Origin of the sequence: Acaricomes phytoseiuli DSM 14247 (assembly GCF_000376245.1) — a bacterium.
In the GTDB taxonomy this organism is placed as follows: domain Bacteria; phylum Actinomycetota; class Actinomycetes; order Actinomycetales; family Micrococcaceae; genus Renibacterium; species Renibacterium phytoseiuli.
Genome location: NZ_AQXM01000060.1, coordinates 1 through 23,756 on the forward strand (window position 1 = coordinate 1; position 23,756 = coordinate 23,756).

Sequence of the window (23,756 nt, forward strand, 5' to 3'; positions counted from 1 at the left end):
GGGCTTTACGGGCCACAGCCACGACATCGTCACGGAACTCTTTCGGATAGGGCTTGGGCAAGAGATACATCCTTCCAGCGAGGACGAATCCTCACAGATCAGATGTCAACCAAACCCGGGGCAGACCCGTGCTCAGTGCATGGAGGATATAAGCACTCTGTGGTGGCGATTAGAGGAATGTTGGTAGCCCTAGTGCTTTCGGAAGGCACTAGGCCACCTGCGGCCCGAGCAGATCACCGCTAACGCAGCGGCCGCCGCGTGGAAGTCGAGCCCGGAGGATCCGGCCGCCTTAGACGAGATCTTCCCGCAACCAGACAAGATCGCACTCTTCTGAGCTGAACAACTGCACCAAACCGCTCGCAAGACCGGATAAAGCTAGTCGACTCTCGGCTGTTTCCTGGAGAGCGTTCGCACGCCTCCTGACGCTACCCCCAGGCCGAAAGCGGCCAGCATCGCCGTCAACATATAAGAAAAGATCGATGCGGGTAAGTTTTCTTCACCGGTTAGCAGGAGGAAACCAAACGCTAAGCCCGCCCCGAGGGAAGCGATTGCTAAACCGAGCAGACAATAAGACAAGACCTTCATGACACACCTCCCTTCCCCACAGTATTCCGTTGATTTGCCCGCTACGGGCTGACTGATGGAGAGAGGTTCTTAACGCACTGCGCCGCCTCCGAGCTTGACCACCCTGATTTCTCAGGATGAGTTCGGCTCGGAGACGGCGCAGTGGAACCTCGGTTCAAGGCTTAATCGCTAGGCGGGGGAGGCCACTCCTGCTGCGTGGAATCGCTTGCCGTTGACCCGCTCGGAGGCGCCGACGCGATCCAGATACGGGGTGATCCCGCCGAGGAACATGGGCCATCCCGCGCCCAAGATCATGCACAGGTCGATATCCTCCGGCCCGGCCACGACGCCTTCCTGGAGCATCAGGCCGATCTCCTCGGCCAGGGCGTCCTGTACCCGGACCAGCAGCTCCTCGGAGCTCAGCGGCTGATCGCCGAACTCCATAAGCTCCAGCGTGCTCTGAGGGATTGTCGGACGGCCGTTCTCGTCCTTCTCCCAGAGGCCCTTGACCCCGGCATCGATGAGCTTCTGCTGGTTCGCAGAGACCCAGAACCGGTCACCGAAAGCCTTATTGAGTGATTCCGAAACATGCAGGGCCACCGGGATACCGACCATGGCCAACAAGGTGAAAGGCGTCATCGGCAGGCCCATCGGCTTGAGCGCGGTATCCGCGGTCTTCGCGTCGGTGCCTTGATCGAAGGCCTGGGCGACCTCGCCCATCAGCCGGAGCAGGATCCGGTTGACCACGAAAGCCGCCGAATCCTTCACCAGAACCGCGTTCTTCTTGAGCGCCTTAGCCAGTGCGAAGGCGGTGGCCAGCACGGGCTCCGAGGTCTTGGGTGCCTGCACGATCTCCAGGAGCGGCATCACCGCCACCGGATTGAAGAAGTGGAAGCCGACCAGGCGCTCCGGGTGCTTCATGCTCTCCGCCATCGCGGTCACGGAGAGCGAGGAGGTGTTGGTGGCCAGAATGCACTCGGGGGAGACGATCTGCTCCAGCTCCGCGAAGACATCCTTCTTGACCTGCAGCTCCTCGAAGACCGCTTCGATGACGAAATCTGCGTCCGCGAAGACATCCTTGGAGACGGAACCGGTGACAAGCGCCTTAGTCCGGTTCGCGGCATCGGCGGAGATCCGCTTCTTCTCGAGCAGCTTATCCACCTCGGCGTGCACATAGCCCACGCCCTTATCCACGCGCTCCTGATCGATATCGGTCATCACCACGGGGACCTTGAGCTGCCGGGCGAAGACCAGGGCCAGCTGGCTCGCCATGAGTCCGGCGCCGACGATGCCGACCTTGGTGACCGGCTGTGCCAGCTTCGGATCCGGGGCGCCGGCCGGCCGCTTGGCGCGCTTCTGCACCAAGTCCAGGAAGGCGTAGACCGTGGCATGGAACTCCTCGGTCTGCATCAGATCGGCTAGCGCCTCGTCCTCCGCGGCGAAGGCTTCATCCCGGCTCCAGGTCTTGCCGTCTCGGAGTAGCTCCAGCAGACGCAGCGGTGCCGGGGCGGCACCGGAGGTCTTCGCCCGGACAATGCCCTCGGCCCTGGTCAGGGCGGCATCCCAGGCGGCCGATTGCTCGGTATCGAGGGGCGCCTCCAACTCGCTGTTCAGGGCATTCGGGCGGGAGACCGTCTCGGCCCCCGCGATGACCCTGCCGGCCCAGAGCAAGGACTGCTCCAGGAAGTCGGCGGGCTCGAAAAGCTCGTCCGCGATACCCAGCTCTCGGGCTTTCGCCCCGGAGAGCGTCCGGTTGTTGTTCAGCGCGTTCTCCAGCATTACGGTCACGGCGGCTTCGGGCCCGATGAGTCGCGGCAGCAGATACGCCCCGCCCCAGCCCGGCACCAGCCCGAGGAAAGCCTCCGGCAGCGCCAGCGCCCCGGCGGCCGAGGAGACCGTGCGGTAATCGGCGTTCAGCGCGACTTCCAGCCCGCCGCCCAGGGCCAAGCCGTTGATGAAGACGAAACTTGGCACGCCGAGGTCACCCAGCAGCCGGTAGACGGCATGGCCCAGTTGAGCCATCTGCTTGCCGTGCTCACGCTCCTTCAGGGAGCCGACCGCAGAAAGATCCGCGCCGGCGGCCAGGAAATACGGCTTGCCGGTGATACCCACGCCGATGATCTCGCCCGCCGAGGCGCGCTCCCGCTGCTCTTCTAACAGGCTTCCCAGCGCCACCAGTGTTCGGGGCCCGAGGGTGGTCGGCCGCTTATGATCCAGCCCATTGTCCAGAGTAATCAGCGCAAAGGTTCCCAGAGGTGCGCCATCCGGCCCCGGGAGCTCGATGTTCTGCAGGATCGAGCGGCTCACGATCTCATCGGGCACCAGCTCGGCCAGGCCCTCGAATCTGCTGCGTATCTCGCTCATGCCTGTGCTCCTTCGCTAGCGCGGTAGTGGGGGTTCTCCCAGATCACGGCGGCGCCCATGCCGAGGCCTATGCACATCGCCGTCAAGCCGTAACGCACCGAGGGATCCTCGGCGAACTGCCGGGCGAGCTGGTTCATCAGCCTGACCCCGGAGGATGCCAGGGGGTGGCCCATGGCGATCGCTCCGCCGTAGCGATTGACCCGGGGGTCATCATCATCGATGCCGAAGTAATCGAGGAAGGCCAGGACCTGCACCGCGAAGGCCTCATTGATCTCGAAAAGGCCGATATCCTCGATACTCAGCCCGGCGGTTTTCAAGGCTTTTTCGGTGGCCGGAACCGGCCCGATGCCCATGACCTCGGGTTCCACACCGGCGAATCCGTAGCTCACCAGGCGCATCTTCGCCGGCAGGCCGAGCTCTTCGGCGACCTCTTCAGAGGCCAGCAGAGCCGCGGTGGCGCCGTCATTGAGCCCTGCCGCATTGCCCGCGGTGACCCTGCCGTGCGGCCGGAACGGGGTCCGCAGCGCGGCGAGGTCCTCCATCGTGGTACCCGGACGCGGGGGCTCATCGGTGGTGTTGAGGGCCCAGCCCCGAGCAGGGTCTTCCGCCTCCTGCTCCGCTGTTTTTGTTGTGCTCTGCACCGCCGGGCGTGCCGCCACGGGCACGAGATCGGGCTGGATCTGGCCGTTCTGATAAGCGGTAGCGAGCTTCTCCTGGGACTTCACGGCGTAGCGATCAGCGCGTTCCTTGGTGATCTGCGGGAAGCGGTCGTGCAGATTCTCCGCGGTGTTCCCCATGTTCAGGGCGGCGGGGTCGACGAGCTTCTCGGCCAGGAACCGGGGGTTAGGGTCGGCGCCGGAGCCCATCGGGTGGTGCCCCATATGCTCTACACCGCCGGCGATCACCACATCGTAGGCGCCGAAAGCGATACCGGAAGCGGTGGTGGTGACCGCGGTCATGGCCCCGGCGCACATTCGGTCGATGGCGAAGCCGGGCACGGAGCGCGGCAGCCCGGCCAAAAGGGCGGCGGATCGGCCCAGAGTCAGCCCCTGGTCACCGGTCTGCGTCGTCGCCGCGATGGCGACATCATCGATGCGCTCCGGTGGCAGATTCTCGTTCCGCCGCATGAGCTCGCGGATGCAGCGCACCACGAGATCATCGGCGCGGACATCGGCATAGATACCTTTTTCGCCGGCTTTGCCGAAAGGCGTGCGGACGCCATCAACGAAGACGACGTCGCGGAGCTGCCTGGGGCCGGAAGCGGTCTGAGGCTGCCGTGATGCTGAACTCACCTGGACTCCTAGCTGAAGAGTGCCGGAGACCGGAACCAGCCCGGTGACCAGCGCTGAAATGGAGCTAATCTGCACGGCATCGCGCGGGACGGCACCGTCAAGCACCATGTTACTCGCCAGTAATTTAGCCTTTCAAGCTGGCTTCAGCAGATTCGGCGGATGCTGTCGCCGGTGCTTTCTGCGCCGGTTCCAGAGGATCCGGGTGCACGAAAGCATCCAGCAGAACCGGAGCGCAGAGCTCAACCTGCCAGGGGCGGGCGCCCAGTTCGGCCAGGCCCTGGCCGAGAGTCTCCAGGGAGAGCTCCTCCGGCGGCTGCCAGGCCAGGCGGCGCAGGAAGTCGGGCGTCAGCAGATTCTCTACCGGCACCTCCAGGGATTCGGCCAGAGCGGAGATACGGGCTTTGCCGGTCGTCAGCCTGGCAGCTGCCTGCGGATTCTTATCCGGCCAGGCGCGCGGTGGCGGGGGCGCCGTGCTGGGCAGATGCAAGGGCGGCTGCTGCTCCGCGGGAACGGCTTTCCCTTCGGTGATCGCGCGCAACCAGCGCGGGGCCTCGCGTTTAGCCGCCCGGCCGTGGAAGCCTTGCGTCAGCAGCAGCTGCGGCACCGTTGTAGGAAGCGCCTTCGCCGCGGCGATAAGCGCCGAATCCGGTAGCAGCCGGCCCGGGGCGACATCCCGGTGCTGAGCCAGCGCATCGCGTTCCTGCCAGAGTTCGCGGACCACTGCCAGTTGCTTGCGTTGCCGGAGCTGATGCAGCCCTGAGGTGCGCCGCCACGGTTCAGCCCGTGGCGGCGGGGGGCCGGCGGCGACGAGGGCCGCGAACTCTTGCTCCGCCCAGTCGAGTTTCCCAGCACCCTCCAAGAGCTCTACGAGTTCTTCGCGGAGCTCGTTCAGCACCTCGACATCGAGCGCTGCATAGCGCAGCCAGGATTCAGGAAGCGGTCGGGTGGACCAGTCGGCGGCGGAGTGCTCCTTGGCGAGCCCGAAGCCCAGCAGCTGTTCCACTACTGCGGCCAGGCCGACCCGGGGCAGGCCGGCGAGCCGGGCTGCAAGTTCGGTGTCGAAGAGCCGCTCCGGCCATAAGCCAAGCTCGGAGAGGCAGGGCAGATCCTGGGTAGCAGCGTGCAGGATCCACTCGGCGCCCTTGAGCGCCTCTTGGATCGGGGTGAGGTCGTCGAACGGCTCCGGATCGATGAGCCAGGTCCCGGCGCCTTCGCGCCGTATCTGTATCAGGAAGGCTCGCTGCCCGTAGCGGAAGCCCGAGGCGCGTTCCGCGTCCACCCCGGCCGGGCCAGTTCCTGCGGCGAGAGCCTCTGCGGCGCGCCGCAGACCTTCGGGTGTGTCAACGACCGCCGGCACGCCGTCTCTGGGGGTGTCCAGCTCGACCACTTCGGGCAGCGAAGCTAGATCGAACTCCAGTCCGTGTTCCGGAGTCTCATTGCTATTCATGATGAACCTATGCTAACGCCTGCCGCCCGCGGTCTTCGAGAGGCTCAGTTGCGTCGGTGCTGCGGTAGAGCGCTGACCCCTTCGGGCAGCGGCGGAAGGCCTGCGAAGGTGCACACCATATCTGACCAGGCCTCCAGATGCTCCTGAACATCGTGATGCTCCGGGGTCCAGGACGCGCGCAGCTCGATATCAATGGCATCGGGGCGGCCGGAGAGCGAGCCGAAGGACTCGGAGAGGATCCGGGTTGCCGTTCCCCCCGCTGCCCGGTAACGGGTGCCGTGCTGCTCCAGTGCCTCTACGAGCCAAGTCCATGCGACGGATCCGAGCAGGGCGTCATGACCCAGATCGGCTTCCAGCTGGGCCCGGATATATGTCACGATGCGGAAGGTGCCATCCCAGATCGGGGAGCCATCCGGGTCGTGCAGCAGGATGAAACGTCCGGTGGCAAGAGGATCCTGCTCCGCTGCGGCTCCGGAGTGCTGGGCCCAGACTTCTGCGGCCAGCGCCACCGCGTGCGGGGCCAGCCGGCTGGGGGCCGGGATCTCCTCGAGTCGCAGTTCCCGGCGGCACCTGGCTTGGCGAAGCGTGCCCAGGGCGGCATGAAACTCTGAGGGAACTTGTGCTATCGCGCTCACTCTGGAATCGTACGGCCCCTAAGTGACAAAGCTCATGAGGCACGCCGTCCCAGAACTGCCTTCTGAATCGGGCCAGTGCTGCTCGGTGGGCCCTGTTGCTGAGTTGTTGCTGAGTTACTGAACCACTTCCCGGAGGCTGAGCAGGAAGGCGTCGATATCCGCTTCAGTGGTATCAAAGGAGCACATCCAGCGCACTTCGCGACGGGATTCATCCCAGTCGTAGAAGCGGAACTGCTTGCGCAGCTGATCGGCGATGCCTTCCGGGAGGATCGCGAAGACCCCGTTTGCCTGGGTGAGCTGGGTGGGGGTGACCGCGTCGATCTGATCAACTCCGGCGCGCAGCCTGGCGGCCATGGCATTGGCGTGTCCAGCCGAGCGCAGCCACAGATCGCCGTCGAGCAGCGCGATCAGTTGGGCTGAGACGAAGCGCATCTTGGATGCCAGTTGCATATTGAGCTTGCGTAGATAGCGCAGCCCCGGGGTCTTCTCCGGATTCAGCGCGACGACGGCCTCACCGAAGAGCAGGCCGTTCTTGGTTCCGCCGAAGGAGAGGATGTCCACACCGGCATCGGAGGTGAACTCCCGGAACGGCACGTGAAGATATGCGGCCGCATTGGCCAGGCGCGCACCATCCATATGCAGCAGCATGCCGCGATCATGTGCGTGCTCGGCGATCGCCCGGACCTCGGCCGGGGTGTAGCAGGTGCCCAGTTCGGTCGCCTGGGTGATCGAGACCGCCAGTGGCTGGGCGCGGTGCTCATCGCCCCAGCCCCAGGCCTCCTGATCGATCAGCTCCGGTGTGAGCTTGCCGTCAGGGGCCGGTACGGACAGGAGCTTCATCCCGCCGACGCGTTCCGGGGCTCCGCCTTCGTCCACATTGATATGAGCGCTCTGCGCATTGATCACGGCGCCCCAGCGCGGCAGGCAGGACTGCAGCGCCAGCACATTGGCGCCCGTGCCGTTGAAGACCGGATAGGCTTCGGCCTGCTCGCCGAAGTGGCTGCGGAACACTTCCTGCAGGCGCTCCGTGTACTGATCCTCGCCGTAGGCGACCTGATGGCCGCCGTTCGCCGCAGCGATAGCGGTGAGGACTTCGGGGTGGACTCCCGCGTAGTTGTCCGAGGCGAAGCCCCGGTACTCCGGATCATGCAGAGGCTGGAAAGGCGAAGGCGAGGAAATCGTGGAATCAAGCACGTGATAGAACCTATCTCAGAGGAGCCTTAAAGCGGCAACCAGCAAGAGCAGTCAAGAAGAAGTGAGCAGGGAAAGCCTAGAAGATCTCAGAGATCTGCCGGGCCAGTTCGGTGACCGGGGTGTATCCGGGGAACGAGCGATCGGGGCGGGCGGCCCGCATCGCATCATCGACTAGCGCCTTGACCCGGATGATCTTGGCGTTGCCCACTGCCAGCGCCCAGGCTTCGGCGGCTCCTTTGGCGGCGAGATAATTGGCGTTCCCCGGCGTCGGTGCTCCGAGGCCTGTGCTGGAGACAAGAACCAGGGGAGCTCCGTCCGGCCCGAGTTCATCCGCGAATTCTCGCGTGGTGACCCGGAGGGTTTGGATGATCTGCGCATCCAAGAAATCCCAGTCGTCATCCGTCTGGCCGGCCAGCCCGCCACCGCCCCGCCAGCCCCCGACGAGATGGATCAGGCCGCCGAGGGCACCGTGGGCCCTGCGGAATCGATCCCGCAGAGCGGCCACCGAGGCCGGGTCCCGGAGGTCAACCTGTTCCGGTGCGGCCCCGCTGGCCTGTGCAGCCGCTTCGATCCGGTCGCGATGCGAACCTGCCGTCACCACCGTGTGTCCTGCCTTGACCAGCTCAGTTGCGATGGCGATTCCCGCGGCCGAAGACCCGCCGGTGATGAGCAATGCGCTCACGAATGCTCCTTCGTTTCATTCTCTTTCAGCTTCTGCCCGGGTGCGGCTTGGGCTCAATTCGGGTCTGCTTCCAAGGCGCTGCTTCCGGTGATACCGGAGGTCGATTCGATCACCGGACGCATCTTCTTCTCCAGCGCCTCGTAGAACATGGAGAGCGGGAATTCGTCGTCGAGCACCTGATCGGTCAGCGCTCGGGGCGGTTCCATGAGCGGCAGTGCGTCCGGGCCCTTGGCCCAGACCGAGGCTGGGTGCGGGGTCACAGTGTCGGAGACCAGCTGATACGCGGCGAGCCAATGCGCGATCTTGGGACGGTCGATGGAGCGCCAGTAAAGATCGCCGATCTTCTCGCCGAGGGCCACCACGACATCGGCTACATCGTCCCAGTCGATGCTCAGGGTGGTATTCGTCCAGTGCAGCACGTGATGTTGATGCATCCAGGCGAAGAGCAGCTGGCCGCCCAGCCCGTCGTAGTTGCGCACCCGGGAGCCGGTGATGGCGAAACGGAAGATCCGGTCGAAGAGCACTGCGTATTTGACCAGCTGGGCATACTGCCGGATCTCCGGAGAGGTGCTCGGATCCCGCTCCAGGCGGACCGCTTCGGCGAACGCGGTCAGATCGCAGCGGAGTTCTTCCAGGGAGTACAGGAAATATGGCATCCGCTGCTTGATCATGAACGGGTCGAAGGGCAGATCTCCACGCATATGGGTCCGGTCGTGGATCAGATCCCACATGATGAAGGTGTTCTGAGTGAGTTCCTGGGCATCTACGCCGGGGGTCAAGAACCCGGTGGCGGCCTGGGGGAGCTCCAGCCCGGTGATCTCTGCCGCAGCTTTCAGGACCCGGCGAAAGCGGGCGGCTTGGCGATCCTGGAAGATCGCGCCCCAGGTGAACACCGGGGTCTGGCGCACTGCAACGGACTCGGGGAAGAGCACCGCGGAGTTAGTGTCATAGCCCGGGGTGAAATCCACGAAGCTCATGGGTACGAAAAGCTTGTTGCTGTAGGGCCCGGCCTCCAGCTCGCCAATGAACTCCGGCCAGAGCACTCGGACCAGCACTGCTTCGACGAACCGGTTGTTCGAACCGTTCTGGGTGTACATCGGGAAAACCACCAGATGCCCCAGGCCATCGATGCGGTGCTCTTGCGGCCGAAAAGCCTGGAGGGAGTCCAGGAAGTCCGGAACGGTGAAGCCTTGGGCGCGCCAACGCTCGAAATCCTGCACGAGCAGGCGTAGGTACTCGTCATCCTGCGGGAAATAGGGTGCCAGCTCCTGCACAGCGGAGATGATCACCTCGACCAGCTCCGTTGCGCGGGCATGCTGGTCAGTTTCCGGGATGGAGCCATCTTTGATTTGGTAGCCCTGAAGTTCTTCAGTGGCGCTCTTGAGCGATTGCCAGGCTGTGCTGCGGGCTATTTCGGAGAATTCTTGGTCGCTCAGGATCCGGGCGGAACTGCTGTTCCGGTCCCCGCCCTCCGGCAGACCCTCTGCTAGCGCGGCCAGTTGGGAGTCCGTGGTGGTCGATGTCATGGGAAGGCTCCTCTCTAAGCTTCGGTTGATGTCAGTCGACACATCTACGCTACCGACTCAGTAAGAAAATGTTCCCCATCCGAAGATGAATGAACAGATTATTTTATGCTCAATCTCTTATCGGCCGTCTTGAGCATCAGTATCACCGGATGCTGGCACCAACTGCATCGACACGGAATTGATGCAGTAACGCTGGTCGGTTGGCGTGCCGTATCCCTCGCCTTCGAAAACGTGGCCCAGATGGGAGTCGCACCGGGCGCAGCGCACTTCGATGCGCTCCATGCCCAGGGTGCGATCGTGCAGGTACCGCACCGAACCTTCGGCCAAAGGCGCCCAGAAAGACGGCCAGCCGCAATGGGAATCGAACTTCTGCGTGGAACGGAATAATTCAGCGCCGCATGCCCGGCACTGATACACGCCCTCGGTGTGGGTATCGGTGTACGCGCCGGTATAAGGGCGTTCGGTGCCGCCTTGCCGGAGGACTTGATACTCCTCGGGGCTTAGTTCCTCGCGCCACTGGGCATCGGTTTTGACTACTTCAGGGAAGTAGCTGTTGTTTGTTTTCTCGGATTTCGCTGCGGGAGCTGCTGCGTCGTGGTCCATATCTCTTATAACGCTCAGGAGTCCCCGATGAATCCCGAACCGGCGTAAAGATGTAGAACCGGTAATCCGAGTTGCTGCTGGGCCTGGCTCGCCCAGTCGGTGCGAAGGGTGTCTTCAATCGCATGCGGCTCGGTGATCACCACCGCCTGCGAGGCGCTGCGCTCTTTCACCTCGGCGGTCAGGCCCGCTACGGCCTCCCCGGCCACCAGACGCCCCTCGGCCCTGATCCCCGCCTCCGCCAGCGCGCTGAGGGATTCATCCAGGATCTGCTGCGCTTCGGCCCGGGCCTGCTCCGCGTCAGGCTGCGGGCCGAGCTCCCGCAGCGCTGCGGGCAGATCGAGAAGACTCAGCTGATCGATGAACTCCACCAGCAAATTCCGCCGCCGCTCGATGGGTACCAGGAGGAAAACCGCCGGCCGCACGGCTCCGGTCTCGAGCACGGATTCCAGATTTCTCACATCGGGGTCGCCGAGCGAGGCTTCGGTGAGGACGATCAGGGCGGGAGCGGAGGCCGAATCAGACATGCCTCCAGCATAAGTCAGTAATAATTCAATGCGATCCTGATGCGATCCTGATGCGATGCGGAACAGCCGGCTGAGGCAGACTAGTGTCATGGCGACGAATCGGAGAGCCCCTGCCGAGCGAATCACCGCACAGCAGAAGCAGCGCAGACGGCAGCGGGCCCTCGCCTGGACGTTGTCGGGCATCGCGGCGGGGCTCGGCGCACTGTCTCTGGCTGGAGTATTCAGCTCGGCTCTGGCCGGCTATTTCGCCCGCCGGGTGGTCACTCCGGATCAAGACCTCCCCGATGACCTGTCCATTCTGGCGATCATCCGCAACGGGGACGAGGACTGGCACATCGTGCTTCCGGCTACCGAGGACACCACAGCGCCGGGAAGATACGGCCTAAGCTTCTCTGGCGGTACCGGTCGCGCTCGGCTCGGGCGAGTCGTCTCGCCGACATCCACGGGTGAAGGCACGGTCACGCGCGAGGTGGAAAAGGTCTATCACGGTGACCTGCGCAATGCTGTCAGTGGACGGCTCACCGGGTCGATCCTGGAACACCCCACAGAGCTCGATGAGCTGGTGTCCTCTTCCGAAAACCCTCCGGTGGGCGGCCAATGGCGTGAAGTGATGATCGAGACTCCGGCAGGCCCTGCCCCGGCCTGGCTCATCCGTGCCCCTGCGGGGCAGCGGATCGACACCACTGCGATCATCATCCACGGCCGGGGCGCGCGCAGGAATGAGGGACTGCGTGCGGTGCCGGTGGCTCGCAGGCTGGGCATGGACTGCCTTCTGATCTCCTATCGCAATGACGGAGACGCCCCGACCGCCGATGCCGGGCGCTACGGATTGGGTCTCACTGAATGGCAGGACGTGGACCCTGCGATCGGCTATGCGCTCTCTCACGGTGCCAAAGACGTCGTGGTCTTCGGCTTCTCCATGGGCGGGGCCATCGCGCTTCAGCTCGCGGAGCGCAGCCGGCACCGGCAGCGGATCACCGCACTGGTCCTCGACAGCCCGGTGGTCAACTGGATCGACGTGCTGAATCATCAGGCGGCGCTGAACCGGGTGCCGGCGGTGATTGGCCGCTATGGCAGGCTGATGCTCAGCCATTCACTGGGGCGCCGCATCACTGGGCTATCCGCTCCCGTGGACTTCCAGCAGATGGACTGGGTCAGCAAGGCGCAGCAACTGCGCACCCCGACGCTAATCCTGCACAGCAAAGACGATGCCTATGTGCCTTATGGGCCGCCCCGGGATCTCGCGCAAAAGAATCCGGACATCGTCAGCTTCGTCGAATTCGAGCAGGCCGGGCATGTCCGGGCCTGGAATGCGGACTCACAGCGCTGGGAGGGCGAGGTCGCCGGCTGGCTCACCCCGCTGCTGGGCCGTTATGAACTGCCACGGCGCCCGGCTTCTTAGTTACCGGAATGGGCCGGCTCAGCCGAGCCGGCTCGAGCGCAGGGGAGCCAAGAGCTCCTGCGGCCAGCGCCCGGTGCTGAAGAACTCATCGATGACGGCCCGGTATTCGCCCGGCAGGAGTCCTTTGGCTGCCAACCAGCTGTCATCGCAGTAACTCATCTGGTAGCGATCAGCCCGGTCGCAGAGCAGGGAAACCACGCTTCCGCGTTCCCCCGAGGCGATCATCCGGGAGATAAGCTGCCAGATACCCCAGAGATTGGTACCCGTGGAAGGGCCTGCAGTCAGGCCGGTCAGCCGGGCCAGGTGCTGCATCGCGGCGATCGATGCGGCGTCCGGCACCGGGATCATCTCGTCGATCACGCTCGAGACGAAACTCGGTTCCAGCCTGGGGCGGCCGATTCCCTCGATCCGGGAGGGCTGGCCCTCCGCCGTGTCCAGGCCTTGCTGCCAGGCGGGGTAGAACGCGGAGTTCTCCGGGTCAACCACCGCCAGTTGGGTGGGGTAGGAGTGGTAGCGGAGGTAACGGCCGATAGTGGCGCTGGTGCCTCCGGTTCCCGCACCCACGACGATCCAGCGCGGGCAGGGGTGGTCCTCGAGAGCCAGCTGCTCGAAGATCGATTCGGCGATGTTGTTATTGCCCCGCCAGTCCGTGGCTCGTTCCGCGTAGGTGAATTGGTCCATGAAATGGCCGCCGGTGGCTTCGGCCAGCTCTGCCGCGGCATCGTAGATCTCCGAGGGGTGCTCCACGAAGTGGCAGCGTCCGCCGTACTGCTCGATCAGGGCGATCTTCTCGGTGCTCGTGCTGCGCGGCATCACCGCGACGAACGGAAGGTCCAGTAGTCGTGCAAAATACGCCTCCGATACCGCGGTGCTGCCGGAGGAGGCGTCGATGATCGTGGTGCTTTCCCGGATCCAGCCGTTGACGAGCCCGAACAGGAAGAGTGAACGGGCCAGCCGGTGCTTGAGGCTGCCGGAGCGATGCGCGGATTCATCCTTGAGGTATAGCCGGACGCCCCAGTCCGCGGGCAGCGGTACGAGGTGCAGATGAGTATCCGCTGAGCGGTTGTTTTCCGCTTCGATGCGCCGCAGGGCTTCATCGGCCCAGCGGCGTTCCGGGGTGCATAAGCTGAGATCCACGTAAGAAGTCTACAAATTTTCGCTGACTCTCCCGCTGAGTGGTCGGGTGTGGCGCCCAAAAGCGGGATTTGGGCGCCACACCCGACCACTCAGCGGGAGAAGCGGGAGAAACTGGAGAAACACGAAGCCGACGTGGACGTGGAGCGGAGAGAGTTATAGCGTGGAAACATGACTACTGCGAAGGCTTATGCCGCGACTTCCGCGCAATCCGGATTAGAATCGATCACCTTGGATCGACGCGAGCCAGGGCCGCACGACGTCGAGATCGATATCGAGTTCTGCGGGCTGTGCCATTCCGACGTCCACACGGTGCGCGGCGACTGGGGTGACCAGCACTGGCCGGTGACCCCCGGGCACGAGATCGTCGGCACGGTGAGCAAGGTCGGTTCCGAGGTCACCGGATTCGCCGTAGGGGATCCGGTAGGCGTCGGCTGCATGGTCGATTCCTGCCGGGAATGCGACGCCTGTAAAGAAGGCTTCGAGCAGTACTGCGAAGTCGGCATGGTCGGCACCTACGGCGCGCCGGACCGCCGGCACGAGGACGAGATCACCCAGGGCGGCTACTCCAGCTCCATCGTGGTGGATGAGAATTATGTGCTGCGGATCCCTAAGGCGCTCACCGCGGAGGATAAGAAAGCCGCCGTCGGTCCCCTGCTCTGCGCGGGCATCACGACCTATTCGCCGCTGCGCTATTTCGACGTGCAGCCCGGAGACGCGGTAGGCGTCGTGGGCCTGGGCGGGCTCGGCCATATGGCGGTCAAACTGGCCAAGGCCATGGGAGCGGAGGTGACTGTTTTCACCACGAGCCCCGGGAAGGCCGAAGCCGCGCACGAGCTCGGTGCCGATCATGTTGTGGTATCGAGCGATGCCGAGCAGATGAAGGGCGCTTCGAAGAGCCTCGATTTGATCCTCGACACCGTGGCAGCGCCGCATAACATCAACGATTATCTGCGGACCCTGCGTCGGGATGGTGCTCTGGTGCAGCTCGGTCTGCCCGATGGGAAGATGCCTCCGATCGACCCCGGGCAGCTGATCCGGCGCCGACTGGCCTACGGCGGGTCACTCATCGGCGGTATCGCCGAGACTCAGGAGATGCTCGACTTCTGCGGAGAGCACGGAGTGGTTTCCGATATCGAGATGGTCTCCGGTGACCAGCTCAACGAGGCCTATGACCGGATGATCGACGGTGATGTGAAGTACCGCTTCGTCCTGGACACCGCGACTCTCTGAACCGAATCGTCGAATCAAGCCCAGGCGGATCCGGCCTAGTCGACTGCGACTGGGCCGGATCCATCGCTGACCGAGGAGCCGCATATGCCGACGCTGTTCTCTAAGATCATCTCCGGGGAGATCCCCGGCCGGTTCGTCTGGGAAGATCCGCACGTGGTCGCCTTCCTGACCATCGCGCCTTTAGCGCAGGGGCACACCCTGGTGGTTCCGCGGCAGGAGGTGGATCGCTGGACGGACGCGAGCCCCGAACTGATGCAGCGGCTCATCACGGTGGCCCAGGCGATCGGCGCTGCCCAGGTGACCCTTTTCGATGCGGTCAGGGCCGGCCTGACCATCGCCGGTTACGAAGTGGATCACCTGCACCTGCACGTCTGGCCTTCGGAGTCCATGTCGGATTTCGATTTCGCCCGGGCGGAGCAGAACCCGGACCCGGCCCGTCAAGACGAGGTCGCCGAGCTGCTCCGGGAGCAGCTGCGAAGCGCTGGCTACGGCGAGTTCGTGCCGGACTGAGTGCTCAGCGCCTCTGCTAGCGCGCGCCTCACCCGTTTCTCCGAGACGCTGTACGCGGTTCCGAGTTCCACCGCGAAATAAGAGACCCGGAGCTCCTCGATCATCCAGCGCACACGGAGCAAACCCGAAGGGATCGGGCTGCCGGAACGTTGGGCGGCGAGTGCCGCTACCGCGTCCTCGTATTCGTCTTCGAGCCGTTGCACCTCGGCCATGTTCTGGGCGTCGCGCTGCAGCCGGTCCGGCAGCTTCGCTAGGCGCTGCTCAATGGCGGCGAGGTAGCGCGGCAACTGCGTCAGCTGGTGGTAACCGGTTTCTGCGATGAACCCCGGGTAGATCAGCTCGTCGAGCTGCGCGCGGATATCGTTCAGGGCGCTCAGCAGTGGCAGGCTCGCGGTGCTGCTGAGTGTCCGATTGATCCTGCCGTGACTGGCCAGGATCTTGGTTACGACGGCAACGATCTCGAACACCGTATCCAGTAACTCGGCCCGGCAGCGCTGGAAGAGCTCCTCGAAAGCGGCTTCGTTGAAAGGCAGCTGCTCCGGTACCAGTTTGTCGATAGCAGCCAGGGCGCAATCCGCGATCAACTCAGCCGCGCTGGCCTGCTGATTCTGACCGAAGATCAGCTTTTCCTCGTTGTTGAGATGCTCTTGCACATACCGATCAGAGGGCGGCAGGCCCAGCGCCAACAGTCTGATCACACCGCCTCGATGGGCCTGGAGGGCTTCCTCCTCGGAGCGGAAGACGGTGAGGCCCACGGTCTTCCCCTCATCATGCAATGCAGGGTATCCGGTGATCCGGTGGCCGTTGACCTCCCGGCTGAGCGAGCGCTCGATGCTGCCGAAAACCCAGCTCGTCTCACCCTGCCGCTCTCGGAGCAGAGGCGTTTGCGTAACTTCTGCCCCCTTTTGACTGGGGGACTTTGAGGCAGCCCGGTCCAGGAGCTTCGGGCTCGCACCCAGGGACGCAGCGATGGCCTGGCGCAAGGCCCCGGCCAGGGATTCCTGCAGGGCACTCAGGTCATCGCTTTCGCCGAGGACACTGTCATAACGGTTCTTCTTGTGCTTGCCGGAGTCGAGGGCGTCAACCACCCGGAAACGCATCCGCAGATGCGCCGGCACGGCGGACCAGTCCCAGGACCCAGGGGGGATGATGTGGCCGCGGAGCCGGCGCAGTACAAGCTCCAGCGAGGCTTCCAGCTCATCGGAGGTGGGGTCGAAGTCTGCGTTCAGCGCGGCTACTGCCTGGCGGGCGACATCGGGAGCGGGGACGAAATGCTTCCGCACCGCTTTGGGCAGCGATTTGATCATGGCGGTCACGAGTTCTTCCCGGAGGCCGGGAACCTGCCAGCGGAAGGGCTCGGGTCGCAATTGGCCGAGTTGCAGTACGGGAACCAGCACGGTGACCCCGTCGGCAGCGGCGGGGGCCGTTCCGCCCAGTCGCGATTGCGCTGCAGCTACCGGGTCGAAAGCATAATCCAAGGGCAGCTCGTAGGTCCCCTCGGAGCCGTGGGCGCCCTGTGAGGTCCGGGAATCCAGGTATGTGAAAACGTTCGGGTACTGGCTTTCATCGACACTCTCGGCGTCAGCGAAGATCACTTCCGGGTCGAAGTCGAGCAGCTGCGGTTCCTGCTGTCTGGTCCGCTTCCACCAACTGTCGAAATGCCGCTCCGAGACGATATCCGCCGCTATCCGGGCGTCATAGAAGTCGAAGAGCGTCTCATCATCCACGCGCAGATCCTGCCGCCGAGCTCGGGTCTGCAACTCCTCGAGTTCGGCCAGCAGCTTCTGATTACGCCGGAAGAACGCATGATGGGTCCGCCATTCCCCGGCGATCAGGGCGTGCCGGATGAACAGCTCACGGGAAAGCTCCGGTTCGATCTTGCCGTAGCCCACTCGACGTCTGGGGACTACCGGGAGCCCGAACAGGGTGACTTTCTCATAGGCCATCACGGCGCCGCTGCGCTTGGACCAGTGCGGCTCCGAGTAGCTGCGCTTGAGCAGCCCGGCGTTCGCGGTTCCGTCGTGGCCGGTGATCTGCTCCACCCAGAGCGGGTCGATCCGGGCATTGACCCGGGCCCAGAGCCGGGAAGTCTCCACCAGCTCAGCGCTCATCACCCAGTCCGGATTCTTCTTGAACAGGGCCGAGCCGGGGAAGATCGCGAAACGAGTTCCCCTGGCACCGGTGTATTCGCGGCGGCGCTGATCATAGAGCCCGATCTGGCTGAGCAGCCCGGCCAGTACCGAGCGGTGCACGGCCTCATGCCGGGCGACCGGGTCGACTTCCCCGGCAGCCAGAGTGATGCCGAGGGGTTTGGCGAGTTGCCGTAGTTGGGCGAAGAGATCTTGCCATTCCCGTACCCGCAGATAACTGATGTACTCGGCCCGGCACAGCCGCCGGAACGCGGTGCCGGAAAGCTCCTTCTGCTGCTCTCGCAGGTACCGCCAGAGGTTCAGGTAACCGGTGAAATCGGAGTTCTCATCCCGGAAGCGCCGGTGCTTTTCCTCAGCCTGCTGGCGTTTGCCACTGTCCTCACCGGGGCGCTCCCGCGGATCCTGGATGGTCAGCGCGGCGGCGAGCACCATGACCTCGCGCACGCAGTCTTGATGGCCTGCTTCGATGATCATCCGGCCCAGCCGCGGATCCACGGGAAGCTGCGCCAGCTGTTTGCCGATCCGGGTGATAGCGGCGGGGCGGGGAGTGGATCCTTTGGCTCCGCGCCGCCGCCCTGAACTGTTCTGTTCCGAGGCGCTCGAGATCGCACCGAGCTCGCGCAGCAGGGCCACACCATCGGCGACCGCTTTGGCGTCCGGCGGTTCGACGAAGGGGAAATCAGCGACTTCCTGCGGGCTGGCGGCTACGCCGATGGCATTCATCTGCAGGATGACAGAAGCGAGATTGGTGCGCAGGATCTCCGGGTCGGTGAATTCACGACGTGCGTTGAAGTCTTCTTCCGAGTAGAGCCGGATGCAGATTCCGGCGGAAACCCTGCCGCAGCGGCCTGCGCGCTGATTCGCGCTGGCCTGGGAGATCCGCTCGATGGGCAGACGCTGCACTTTCGTTCGGTGTGAGTAGCGGGAGATCCTGGCGGTGCCGGTATCCACGACGTATTTGATGCCCGGGACGGTCAGCGAGGTCTCCGCGACATTGGTGGCCAGCACGATCCGAGGCCGCGCCCCGGGCTGGAAGACGGCCCGCTGCTCAGCGAGCGAGAGCCTGGCGAAGAGCGGCAGGACATCGGCGTCGCGCAGCCAGGACGTTTTCTTCTTCTGCACTGATTTCTGCTGCAAACGCGCGCGCAGAGCTTCCGCTGCGTCGCGGATCTCGCGCTCGCCGGAGAAGAAGATCAGGATATCGCCGGGGGATTCGCGGGAGAGCTCGTCCACGGCATCGCAGACGGCATCGACCGGGTCCCGGCCTTCGCCGGGGGTGTCGTTGTCCTGCTGGCCGGATCCCTGATCTATAGCCGTCTCTTCTGCGTCTTCTGAAGTTTCTTGCTCCAGTGGACGGTAGCGGATCTCCACGGGATAGGTGCGGCCCGAGACCTCCTCGATGGGGGCAGGGGTGCTATCCGCTGTGGCGAAGTGCTCTGCGAACCGCTCCGGGTCGATCGTCGCCGAAGTGATGATGACCTTCAGGTCCGGGCGCTCCGGGAGAATCCTTTTGAGGTAGCCGAGGATAAAGTCGATATTCAGACTGCGCTCATGAGCCTCATCGACGATGATCACGGAGTAGCGCTTCAGCAGCCGGTCGCGCTGGATCTCGGCGAGCAGGATGCCATCGGTCATGACCTTGACCCGGGTCTGCGCGGAGACCTCGCCGGTGAAGCGGACCTGGAATCCGACTTCTTGGCCCAGGGGCACCTGAAGCTCCTCGGCGATCCGCTTGGCAACGGTGCGCGCCGCCAGTCGACGCGGTTGGGTATGGCCGATCATCCGCGGTCTGCCGTCTGGGCCCGGTTCGGCCAGGCCCAGTTCCAGGCACATCTTGGGGATCTGGGTGGTCTTCCCGGAGCCGGTCTCCCCGGCGATCACGACGACTTGGTGATCCCGGATAGCCGCCATCAGCTCGTCGCGCCGGGCGGAAACCGGCAACTCGGGAGGATAGGCGATGGTCAGGCTCATAGCCTTACCAGTTTAGGCGCTGGTCACCGGCCAGACCTGTAGCTGCCGTCGGTTTACGCCCTTGGCGTGGCCTGCAGCTCACGGACCTGGCGTTTGATCCGGCCCAGCATCGCGGTCATTCCGCGCAGTCGCAGCGGTGTCAGCGCACGGGTCAGGCCCAATCGCTCCGGAAAGTCTCCGGGAACCGCCAGGATTGCATCCGCGGTGGCGCCATCGAGGCCCTCGTGCAGCACCCCGGCGAAGCCCCTGGTGGTGGGTGCCTCCGGGGGAGCGGAGAAGAACAGCCGGACTGCTGCCTCACCGTCGCCTGATTCGGCCCCGACAGGTCCCTCCAATTCAGCGGTCAGGAAGAGCGGCGACTGGCACTCCACAACCTGTTCGAGCAGATCCGGGTGCTCCGCAAGCCGTTCCGGCAGTGCGGGCAGCGCCCGGGAGAATTCCAGTAATAGCTGCAGCCTGTCCTGCTCGGTGAGGGCCTGGAAGTCCTCCAGGATCTCGGCGAGTTTCTTCGGCAGCGCGGCAGCTTCCTTATCGGTACTCACGATTCCAGGGTAGTACGCGGCGCCGGGCAGCTAGACCGTTCCCGGGGCCTCACCCTTGACAATAGGAACCCGCACCGCATTGCCCCACTCGGTCCAGGAGCCGTCGTAATTGCGGACCTTGCCGAAGCCCAGCAGGTGCTTGAGGACGAACCAGGTGTGGCTGGATCGCTCGCCGATCCGGCAGTAAGCGACCACATCATCGCCCGGGGCGAGCCCCGCATCCCCGAGGTAGATCGCGCTGAGTTCTTTCCGGCTCCGGAAGGTGCCGTCTTCGGCGGCGGCCCGGGCCCAGGGGACCGATGCCGCGGTGGGGATATGGCCGCCGCGCAAAGCACCTTCTTCGGGGTAGGCGGGCATCGTGGTCCGCGCCCCGGAATACTCCTCGGCGGAGCGCACATCGATCAGCGGGCCGGCGCCCAGATGCGCCAGCACATCATCCTTGAAAGCGCGGATCGGCTCGTCCTGCCGGTCCACGACGGGGTAGTCCGCGGCGATCGGGGCAGCGGGCGGCTCGGTGCTCAGCTCGCGCCCTTCGGCGATCCACTGATTCCGGCCGCCGTCCAGCAGCCGCACGTCCTCGTGGCCGAAAAGGGTGAAGACCCAGAGCGCATAGGCAGCCCACCAGTTCGACTTATCGCCGTAGATCACCACCGTGGTATCCCTGCCGATGCCCTTACTGCTCAGGAGCCGGGCGAAGGCCTCGCCGTCGATGTAATCACGAGTATCCGGATCGTTCAGATCGGTATGCCAATCGATTTTGACTGCCCCCGGAATATGCCCGGTGTCGTAGAGGAGCACGTCTTCATTCGATTCGACCAGGGCCAGCTCCGGAGTGCCCACGAGGCCGGCGTCAAGCGCCTCGGCAAGCCATCGGGTGGAAACAAGGCGCTCGGGGTGGGCGTATTCACTGAACTTCTCGGAGGTCTCCACGGGAATTTTCGCGGGGCTGCTCATCGTCGGACTCCTGTCAGATCGGCTGTTCTCTTCGGCAGTCGCGGAGGCATCACAACCTCCTCTGTCTTTGAGCCTAACCATCGCCGCAGCGCTAAACTTCCCGGCTGTCACGGGAAGCAATATCCCGAACCCGATTCAACCCGGTTCAGCCCGGTCCGGCTCAGCTAGCGGATACTCGCGCTCGGAGTGGCTATCCTTACTGAGTGCAGATCGAACACCTTGTCACCCGCTGCCCCGCTGCCTCCATAGATGAACTGCTGGGCGGGTTGCATCCTTCTCCGCGATTCGGGGAGGTTTCCTTCGCCAGCTACCGGCCCGATCCCGCGCAGCCCAGTCAATCCACTGCGGTAGAAGCGCTCCAGAGCTTCGCCACCGGAGTCGGCAGAACCTCCGGCGGCAAGGGCCTACGCCGCTTCTTCGACTCGAAGCCAGAGGCCGCTCGTCCGGGAATCTATCTAGACGGTGGCTTCGGCGTCGGCAAGACCCATCTTCTGGCGTCACTATGGCACGCCGCGCCGGGGCCCAAGGCCTTCGGCACTTTCGTGGAGTACACCAACCTGGTGGGCGCCCTGTCCTTCCGACGGGCAGTGGAAGAACTCTCCCGCTACACCCTCGTCTGCATCGATGAGTTCGAGCTCGACGATCCGGGGGATACCGTGCTGATGTCCCGCCTGATGCGAGAGCTCGCCGATGCCGGGGTCAAGCTGGCCGCCACCTCGAACACCCTGCCCGGGGCCTTGGGCGAAGGACGTTTCGCCGCAGTGGATTTCCAGCGCGAGATCCAGGCCTTGGCGGGGCAGTTCCGGGTGCTGCGGATTGATGGCGAAGACTACCGGCACAGGGGCCTGCCGCAGCCTCCCGAACCACTGGCCGAGGCGGATCTCGATGAGCAGGCCGGCCGGGAGTTCGCCGGGCGCACCGTGGCAATCGATGATTTCGCGTTGCTGGTAGATCACTTGGCGTCCGTGCACCCCAGCCGGTACCGCCAGCTGCTTCAGGGAATCGACGCGGTAGTCTGGCGGGATGTGCATACCATCACGGAGCAGAGCGCCGCACTGCGGTTCGTGGTTCTCGCGGATCGGCTGTATGACAAAGACGTTCCGATTCTGACCTCGGGCTCTCCGATGGACCAGCTCTTCACCCCGGAGATGATGGCCGGCGGCTATGTCAAGAAGTATTACCGGGCGATATCCCGGCTGACCGCCCTGGCTCGGGAAGGTCAGGCCGAAGCGGCTCGTTAGTCGCCTGCACTGTTTTTCCGAGGCACAACGATCTTTAAAAGCACAGAGCGCCGGTGCCGCCTCACGACGGTACCGGCGCTCCGGGACGAAAAATCGTCGGGAAGCCGAGCGGATCAGCCCTGGTGCGGCTCTTCGAAGTCTCCCGCTTCAGGAGCGGCATTCTCTGCGTCCGGGGCCCCCGTAGCAGGCTGCTCTGTCGTCGGAACGCCTTCGGCTTCGGCTACTGCCTCAGCGCTCTGGCCCTCGTCGCCGCCAACCTTGTCGACGAAGCCGCCGACACTGCTCTGAACTGAGTCGATCTGGTCCTTGAACCGGTCACCGGTCTTGCTGTCGATGAAATCGCCAGCCTTACCGATGCCATCCTTGATGGCATCCCGGTTGCCGCCGATCAACTGCTCGGCCTTGCCCTTGATGTCGTCGAACAGACCCACGGGCACCTCCTTTCACTGATGGAGCCAGAATTGCTCCGCTAGCTAGATATTAGACGCAGTTGAGTCCTGAGTGCTATCAAGAAACAGCTGATCCCAGCTACCAGCGAAATGTATCGGCGTGCCATACTGGAGGCACCCATAGGTAATCCGGACGAGGCGCACCGTACCCGGCAAGGACAAGACGGTACTGACACGAAGTTACGACTCTAGTCAGCTCGGCGAAAGGGAAGACCATGGCCTGGATCATACTTGTCATCTCCGGAATCCTCGAAGCAGTGTGGGCCACTGCATTGGGCAGATCCGAAGGGTTCAGCAAAGCTGGGCCCACCATAGTGTTCATCGTAGGGCTGATCGCCAGTATGATCGGCCTGGCCTGGGCGATGCGAACCTTGCCGGTCGGCACTTCATACGCGGTGTGGGTCGGTATCGGGGCGACGCTCACGGTGGCCTATGCCATGATCACCGGGGCTGAGACGGTCTCGCTATTGAAGATCGTGTTCTTGCTGGCGATCGTCGGCGGTGTCGTCGGCCTGAAGGTGATCAGCTGAGCTGAGGGGCGCAGACAAGAAGTAACTCTGGCGGATCGGAGCCGGTATGAGAATCGGAGTCATCGGAGGCACCGGGCGGATCGGAGCCCGCGTATGCGTGGGAGCGCTGGGACGCGGGCACGATGTCGTTTCCTTCACGCGCAGCGGCTCCGCGCAGGAGGTTGAGCCCCTGCAGCAGGGCATCGAAGCCTGGCCGGGAGACATCACTAAGAAATCAGATCTCCAGCGCCTGGCTGATGAATGTGATGTTATCTACGACCTGACGGATTCCCGGACGGCGGCCGATCGGCTGGCTGAAGGTGCAAGGAATCTTGTGGAAGCTGCCCGGCAGTCTCCGAGATCGCCCAGACTGGTCTGCCTGGGCATACTCAATGCCGATGGCTCTGCCTATGAGTACTACCGGGCGAAAACGGCTCAGGCGGAGATCTACCGAGGGTATGAGGAGTCCTCGGTGCTTTCCGCTTCGCAGTTCTTCTCGTTCTTGAACATGATCTTCGACGGGGGTCGCAGGCTCGGCTGTATTCTCTGGCCTACGGGTACATCGTTCCAGCCGGTCAGTGAAGCTGATGTTGCAGATGAGCTTCTTCGGGTGCTCGATGGTCCGGTTCCTGAGGACTGGCGCCTTGCCGGGCCGGAGACCATCACGGCCCGCGAGGCAGCGAAACGATACCGTATGGCGAACAGCAGCCGTCGGATTCTGGTCCCGTTCAGAATTCCAGGGGTGCTAGGTGCATTTTTCCGGGCCGGGAAGAACATCGATGAAAGCGCACCTAAGGCGTCGGCAAGATATTCGGGCGCAACCGACTAAC

20 protein-coding genes and 1 riboswitch are annotated in these 23,756 nt (G+C 64.1%); of the genes, 6 read left to right on the forward strand and 14 right to left on the reverse strand.

Translation table 11 applies throughout. The annotated features are described in order from the left end of the window. Positions 1-753 precede the first annotated feature (753 nt). The 9 genes from C501_RS0108145 to C501_RS0108185 all read right to left on the reverse strand — a co-directional run bounded on the left by C501_RS0108145 (position 754) and on the right by C501_RS0108185 (position 10,831). Positions 754-2,928, reverse strand: coding sequence for a 3-hydroxyacyl-CoA dehydrogenase NAD-binding domain-containing protein (locus tag C501_RS0108145; RefSeq protein ID WP_018135137.1), 2,175 nt, complete (start codon positions 2,926-2,928; stop codon positions 754-756). Next, positions 2,925-4,328, reverse strand: a complete 1,404-nt coding sequence (locus C501_RS0108150) for a thiolase family protein (protein WP_018135138.1) — start codon at positions 4,326-4,328, stop codon at positions 2,925-2,927. The genes C501_RS0108145 and C501_RS0108150 overlap by 4 nt, the downstream gene beginning before the upstream one ends. A gap of 16 nt (positions 4,329-4,344) precedes the next feature. Then, on the reverse strand, positions 4,345-5,667 hold the full coding sequence (locus C501_RS0108155) for an HRDC domain-containing protein (RefSeq protein ID WP_018135139.1): 1,323 nt from the start codon (positions 5,665-5,667) through the stop codon (positions 4,345-4,347). Positions 5,668-5,711: 44 nt separating this feature from the next. Continuing rightward, positions 5,712-6,302 carry a DUF3000 domain-containing protein gene (locus tag C501_RS0108160; protein ID WP_026174748.1) on the reverse strand — a complete coding sequence of 197 codons (591 nt, stop codon included), beginning with the start codon at positions 6,300-6,302 and terminating at the stop codon, positions 5,712-5,714. Positions 6,303-6,416: 114 nt separating this feature from the next. Further along, positions 6,417-7,496: a threonine aldolase family protein gene (locus C501_RS0108165; RefSeq protein ID WP_018135141.1), complete on the reverse strand. Its 1,080-nt coding sequence runs from the start codon at positions 7,494-7,496 to the stop codon at positions 6,417-6,419. Between the two features lie 76 nt (positions 7,497-7,572). Continuing rightward, on the reverse strand, positions 7,573-8,178 hold the full coding sequence (locus C501_RS0108170) for an SDR family oxidoreductase (protein WP_018135142.1): 606 nt from the start codon (positions 8,176-8,178) through the stop codon (positions 7,573-7,575). A 53-nt stretch (positions 8,179-8,231) separates the two neighbouring features. After that, positions 8,232-9,704, reverse strand: a complete 1,473-nt coding sequence (locus C501_RS0108175; protein WP_018135143.1) for a DUF6421 family protein — start codon at positions 9,702-9,704, stop codon at positions 8,232-8,234. Between the two features lie 117 nt (positions 9,705-9,821). Further along, complete coding sequence (gene msrB, locus C501_RS0108180; protein ID WP_018135144.1) at positions 9,822-10,307, reverse strand: peptide-methionine (R)-S-oxide reductase MsrB; 486 nt, start codon at positions 10,305-10,307, stop codon at positions 9,822-9,824. A gap of 14 nt (positions 10,308-10,321) precedes the next feature. Then, positions 10,322-10,831 (reverse strand): hypothetical protein, encoded by a 510-nt coding sequence (locus C501_RS0108185; protein ID WP_018135145.1) that lies wholly within the window; start codon positions 10,829-10,831, stop codon positions 10,322-10,324. An 88-nt stretch (positions 10,832-10,919) separates the two neighbouring features. On the opposite strand from C501_RS0108185, the gene C501_RS0108190 reads away from it, so the two are divergent. Continuing rightward, on the forward strand, positions 10,920-12,233 hold the full coding sequence (locus C501_RS0108190; RefSeq protein WP_018135146.1) for an alpha/beta hydrolase family protein: 1,314 nt from the start codon (positions 10,920-10,922) through the stop codon (positions 12,231-12,233). Between the two features lie 18 nt (positions 12,234-12,251). Here the strand turns inward: C501_RS0108190 and C501_RS0108195 are convergent, their stop codons facing one another. Further along, positions 12,252-13,370 (reverse strand): PLP-dependent cysteine synthase family protein, encoded by a 1,119-nt coding sequence (locus tag C501_RS0108195; protein WP_018135147.1) that lies wholly within the window; start codon positions 13,368-13,370, stop codon positions 12,252-12,254. A gap of 168 nt (positions 13,371-13,538) precedes the next feature. On the opposite strand from C501_RS0108195, the gene C501_RS0108200 reads away from it, so the two are divergent. Together C501_RS0108200 and C501_RS0108205 are read left to right on the forward strand one after the other, a co-directional pair. Beyond that, entirely contained in the window at positions 13,539-14,600 is a 1,062-nt protein-coding gene (locus C501_RS0108200) for an NAD(P)-dependent alcohol dehydrogenase (RefSeq protein ID WP_018135148.1), read from the forward strand. Between the two features lie 84 nt (positions 14,601-14,684). After that, positions 14,685-15,110 (forward strand): HIT family protein, encoded by a 426-nt coding sequence (locus tag C501_RS0108205; protein WP_018135149.1) that lies wholly within the window; start codon positions 14,685-14,687, stop codon positions 15,108-15,110. On the opposite strand, the gene hrpA is transcribed toward C501_RS0108205, so the two are convergent. The 3 genes from hrpA to C501_RS0108220 are packed head-to-tail and all read right to left on the reverse strand — an operon-like array spanning position 15,086 to position 20,727. Continuing rightward, on the reverse strand, positions 15,086-19,231 hold the full coding sequence (gene hrpA, locus C501_RS0108210; RefSeq protein WP_018135150.1) for an ATP-dependent RNA helicase HrpA: 4,146 nt from the start codon (positions 19,229-19,231) through the stop codon (positions 15,086-15,088). The genes C501_RS0108205 and hrpA overlap by 25 nt on opposite strands. A 53-nt stretch (positions 19,232-19,284) precedes the next feature. Beyond that, positions 19,285-19,773 carry a SufE family protein gene (locus tag C501_RS0108215; RefSeq protein ID WP_018135151.1) on the reverse strand — a complete coding sequence of 163 codons (489 nt, stop codon included), beginning with the start codon at positions 19,771-19,773 and terminating at the stop codon, positions 19,285-19,287. A 30-nt stretch (positions 19,774-19,803) separates the two neighbouring features. Then, entirely contained in the window at positions 19,804-20,727 is a 924-nt protein-coding gene (locus C501_RS0108220; RefSeq protein WP_018135152.1) for a sulfurtransferase, read from the reverse strand. A gap of 203 nt (positions 20,728-20,930) precedes the next feature. Here C501_RS0108220 and zapE point away from each other — a divergent pair, with 203 nt between their 5' ends. Then, positions 20,931-21,968 carry a cell division protein ZapE gene (zapE, locus tag C501_RS0108225; RefSeq protein ID WP_018135153.1) on the forward strand — a complete coding sequence of 346 codons (1,038 nt, stop codon included), beginning with the start codon at positions 20,931-20,933 and terminating at the stop codon, positions 21,966-21,968. A 113-nt stretch (positions 21,969-22,081) separates the two neighbouring features. Here zapE and C501_RS0108230 read toward each other — a convergent pair whose 3' ends face one another. Then, entirely contained in the window at positions 22,082-22,399 is a 318-nt protein-coding gene (locus tag C501_RS0108230; RefSeq protein WP_018135154.1) for an antitoxin, read from the reverse strand. Between the two features lie 129 nt (positions 22,400-22,528). After that, a riboswitch (guanidine-III (ykkC-III) riboswitch) is annotated at positions 22,529-22,590 on the forward strand. A 42-nt stretch (positions 22,591-22,632) separates the two neighbouring features. Between C501_RS0108230 and C501_RS0108235 the strand changes: the two genes are divergently transcribed. Both C501_RS0108235 and C501_RS0108240 read left to right on the forward strand, forming a co-directional pair. Then, complete coding sequence (locus C501_RS0108235) at positions 22,633-22,947, forward strand: DMT family transporter (protein ID WP_018135155.1); 315 nt, start codon at positions 22,633-22,635, stop codon at positions 22,945-22,947. A gap of 46 nt (positions 22,948-22,993) precedes the next feature. Next, positions 22,994-23,755, forward strand: coding sequence for an SDR family oxidoreductase (locus C501_RS0108240; RefSeq protein ID WP_018135156.1), 762 nt, complete (start codon positions 22,994-22,996; stop codon positions 23,753-23,755). Position 23,756: the final 1 nt, after the last annotated feature.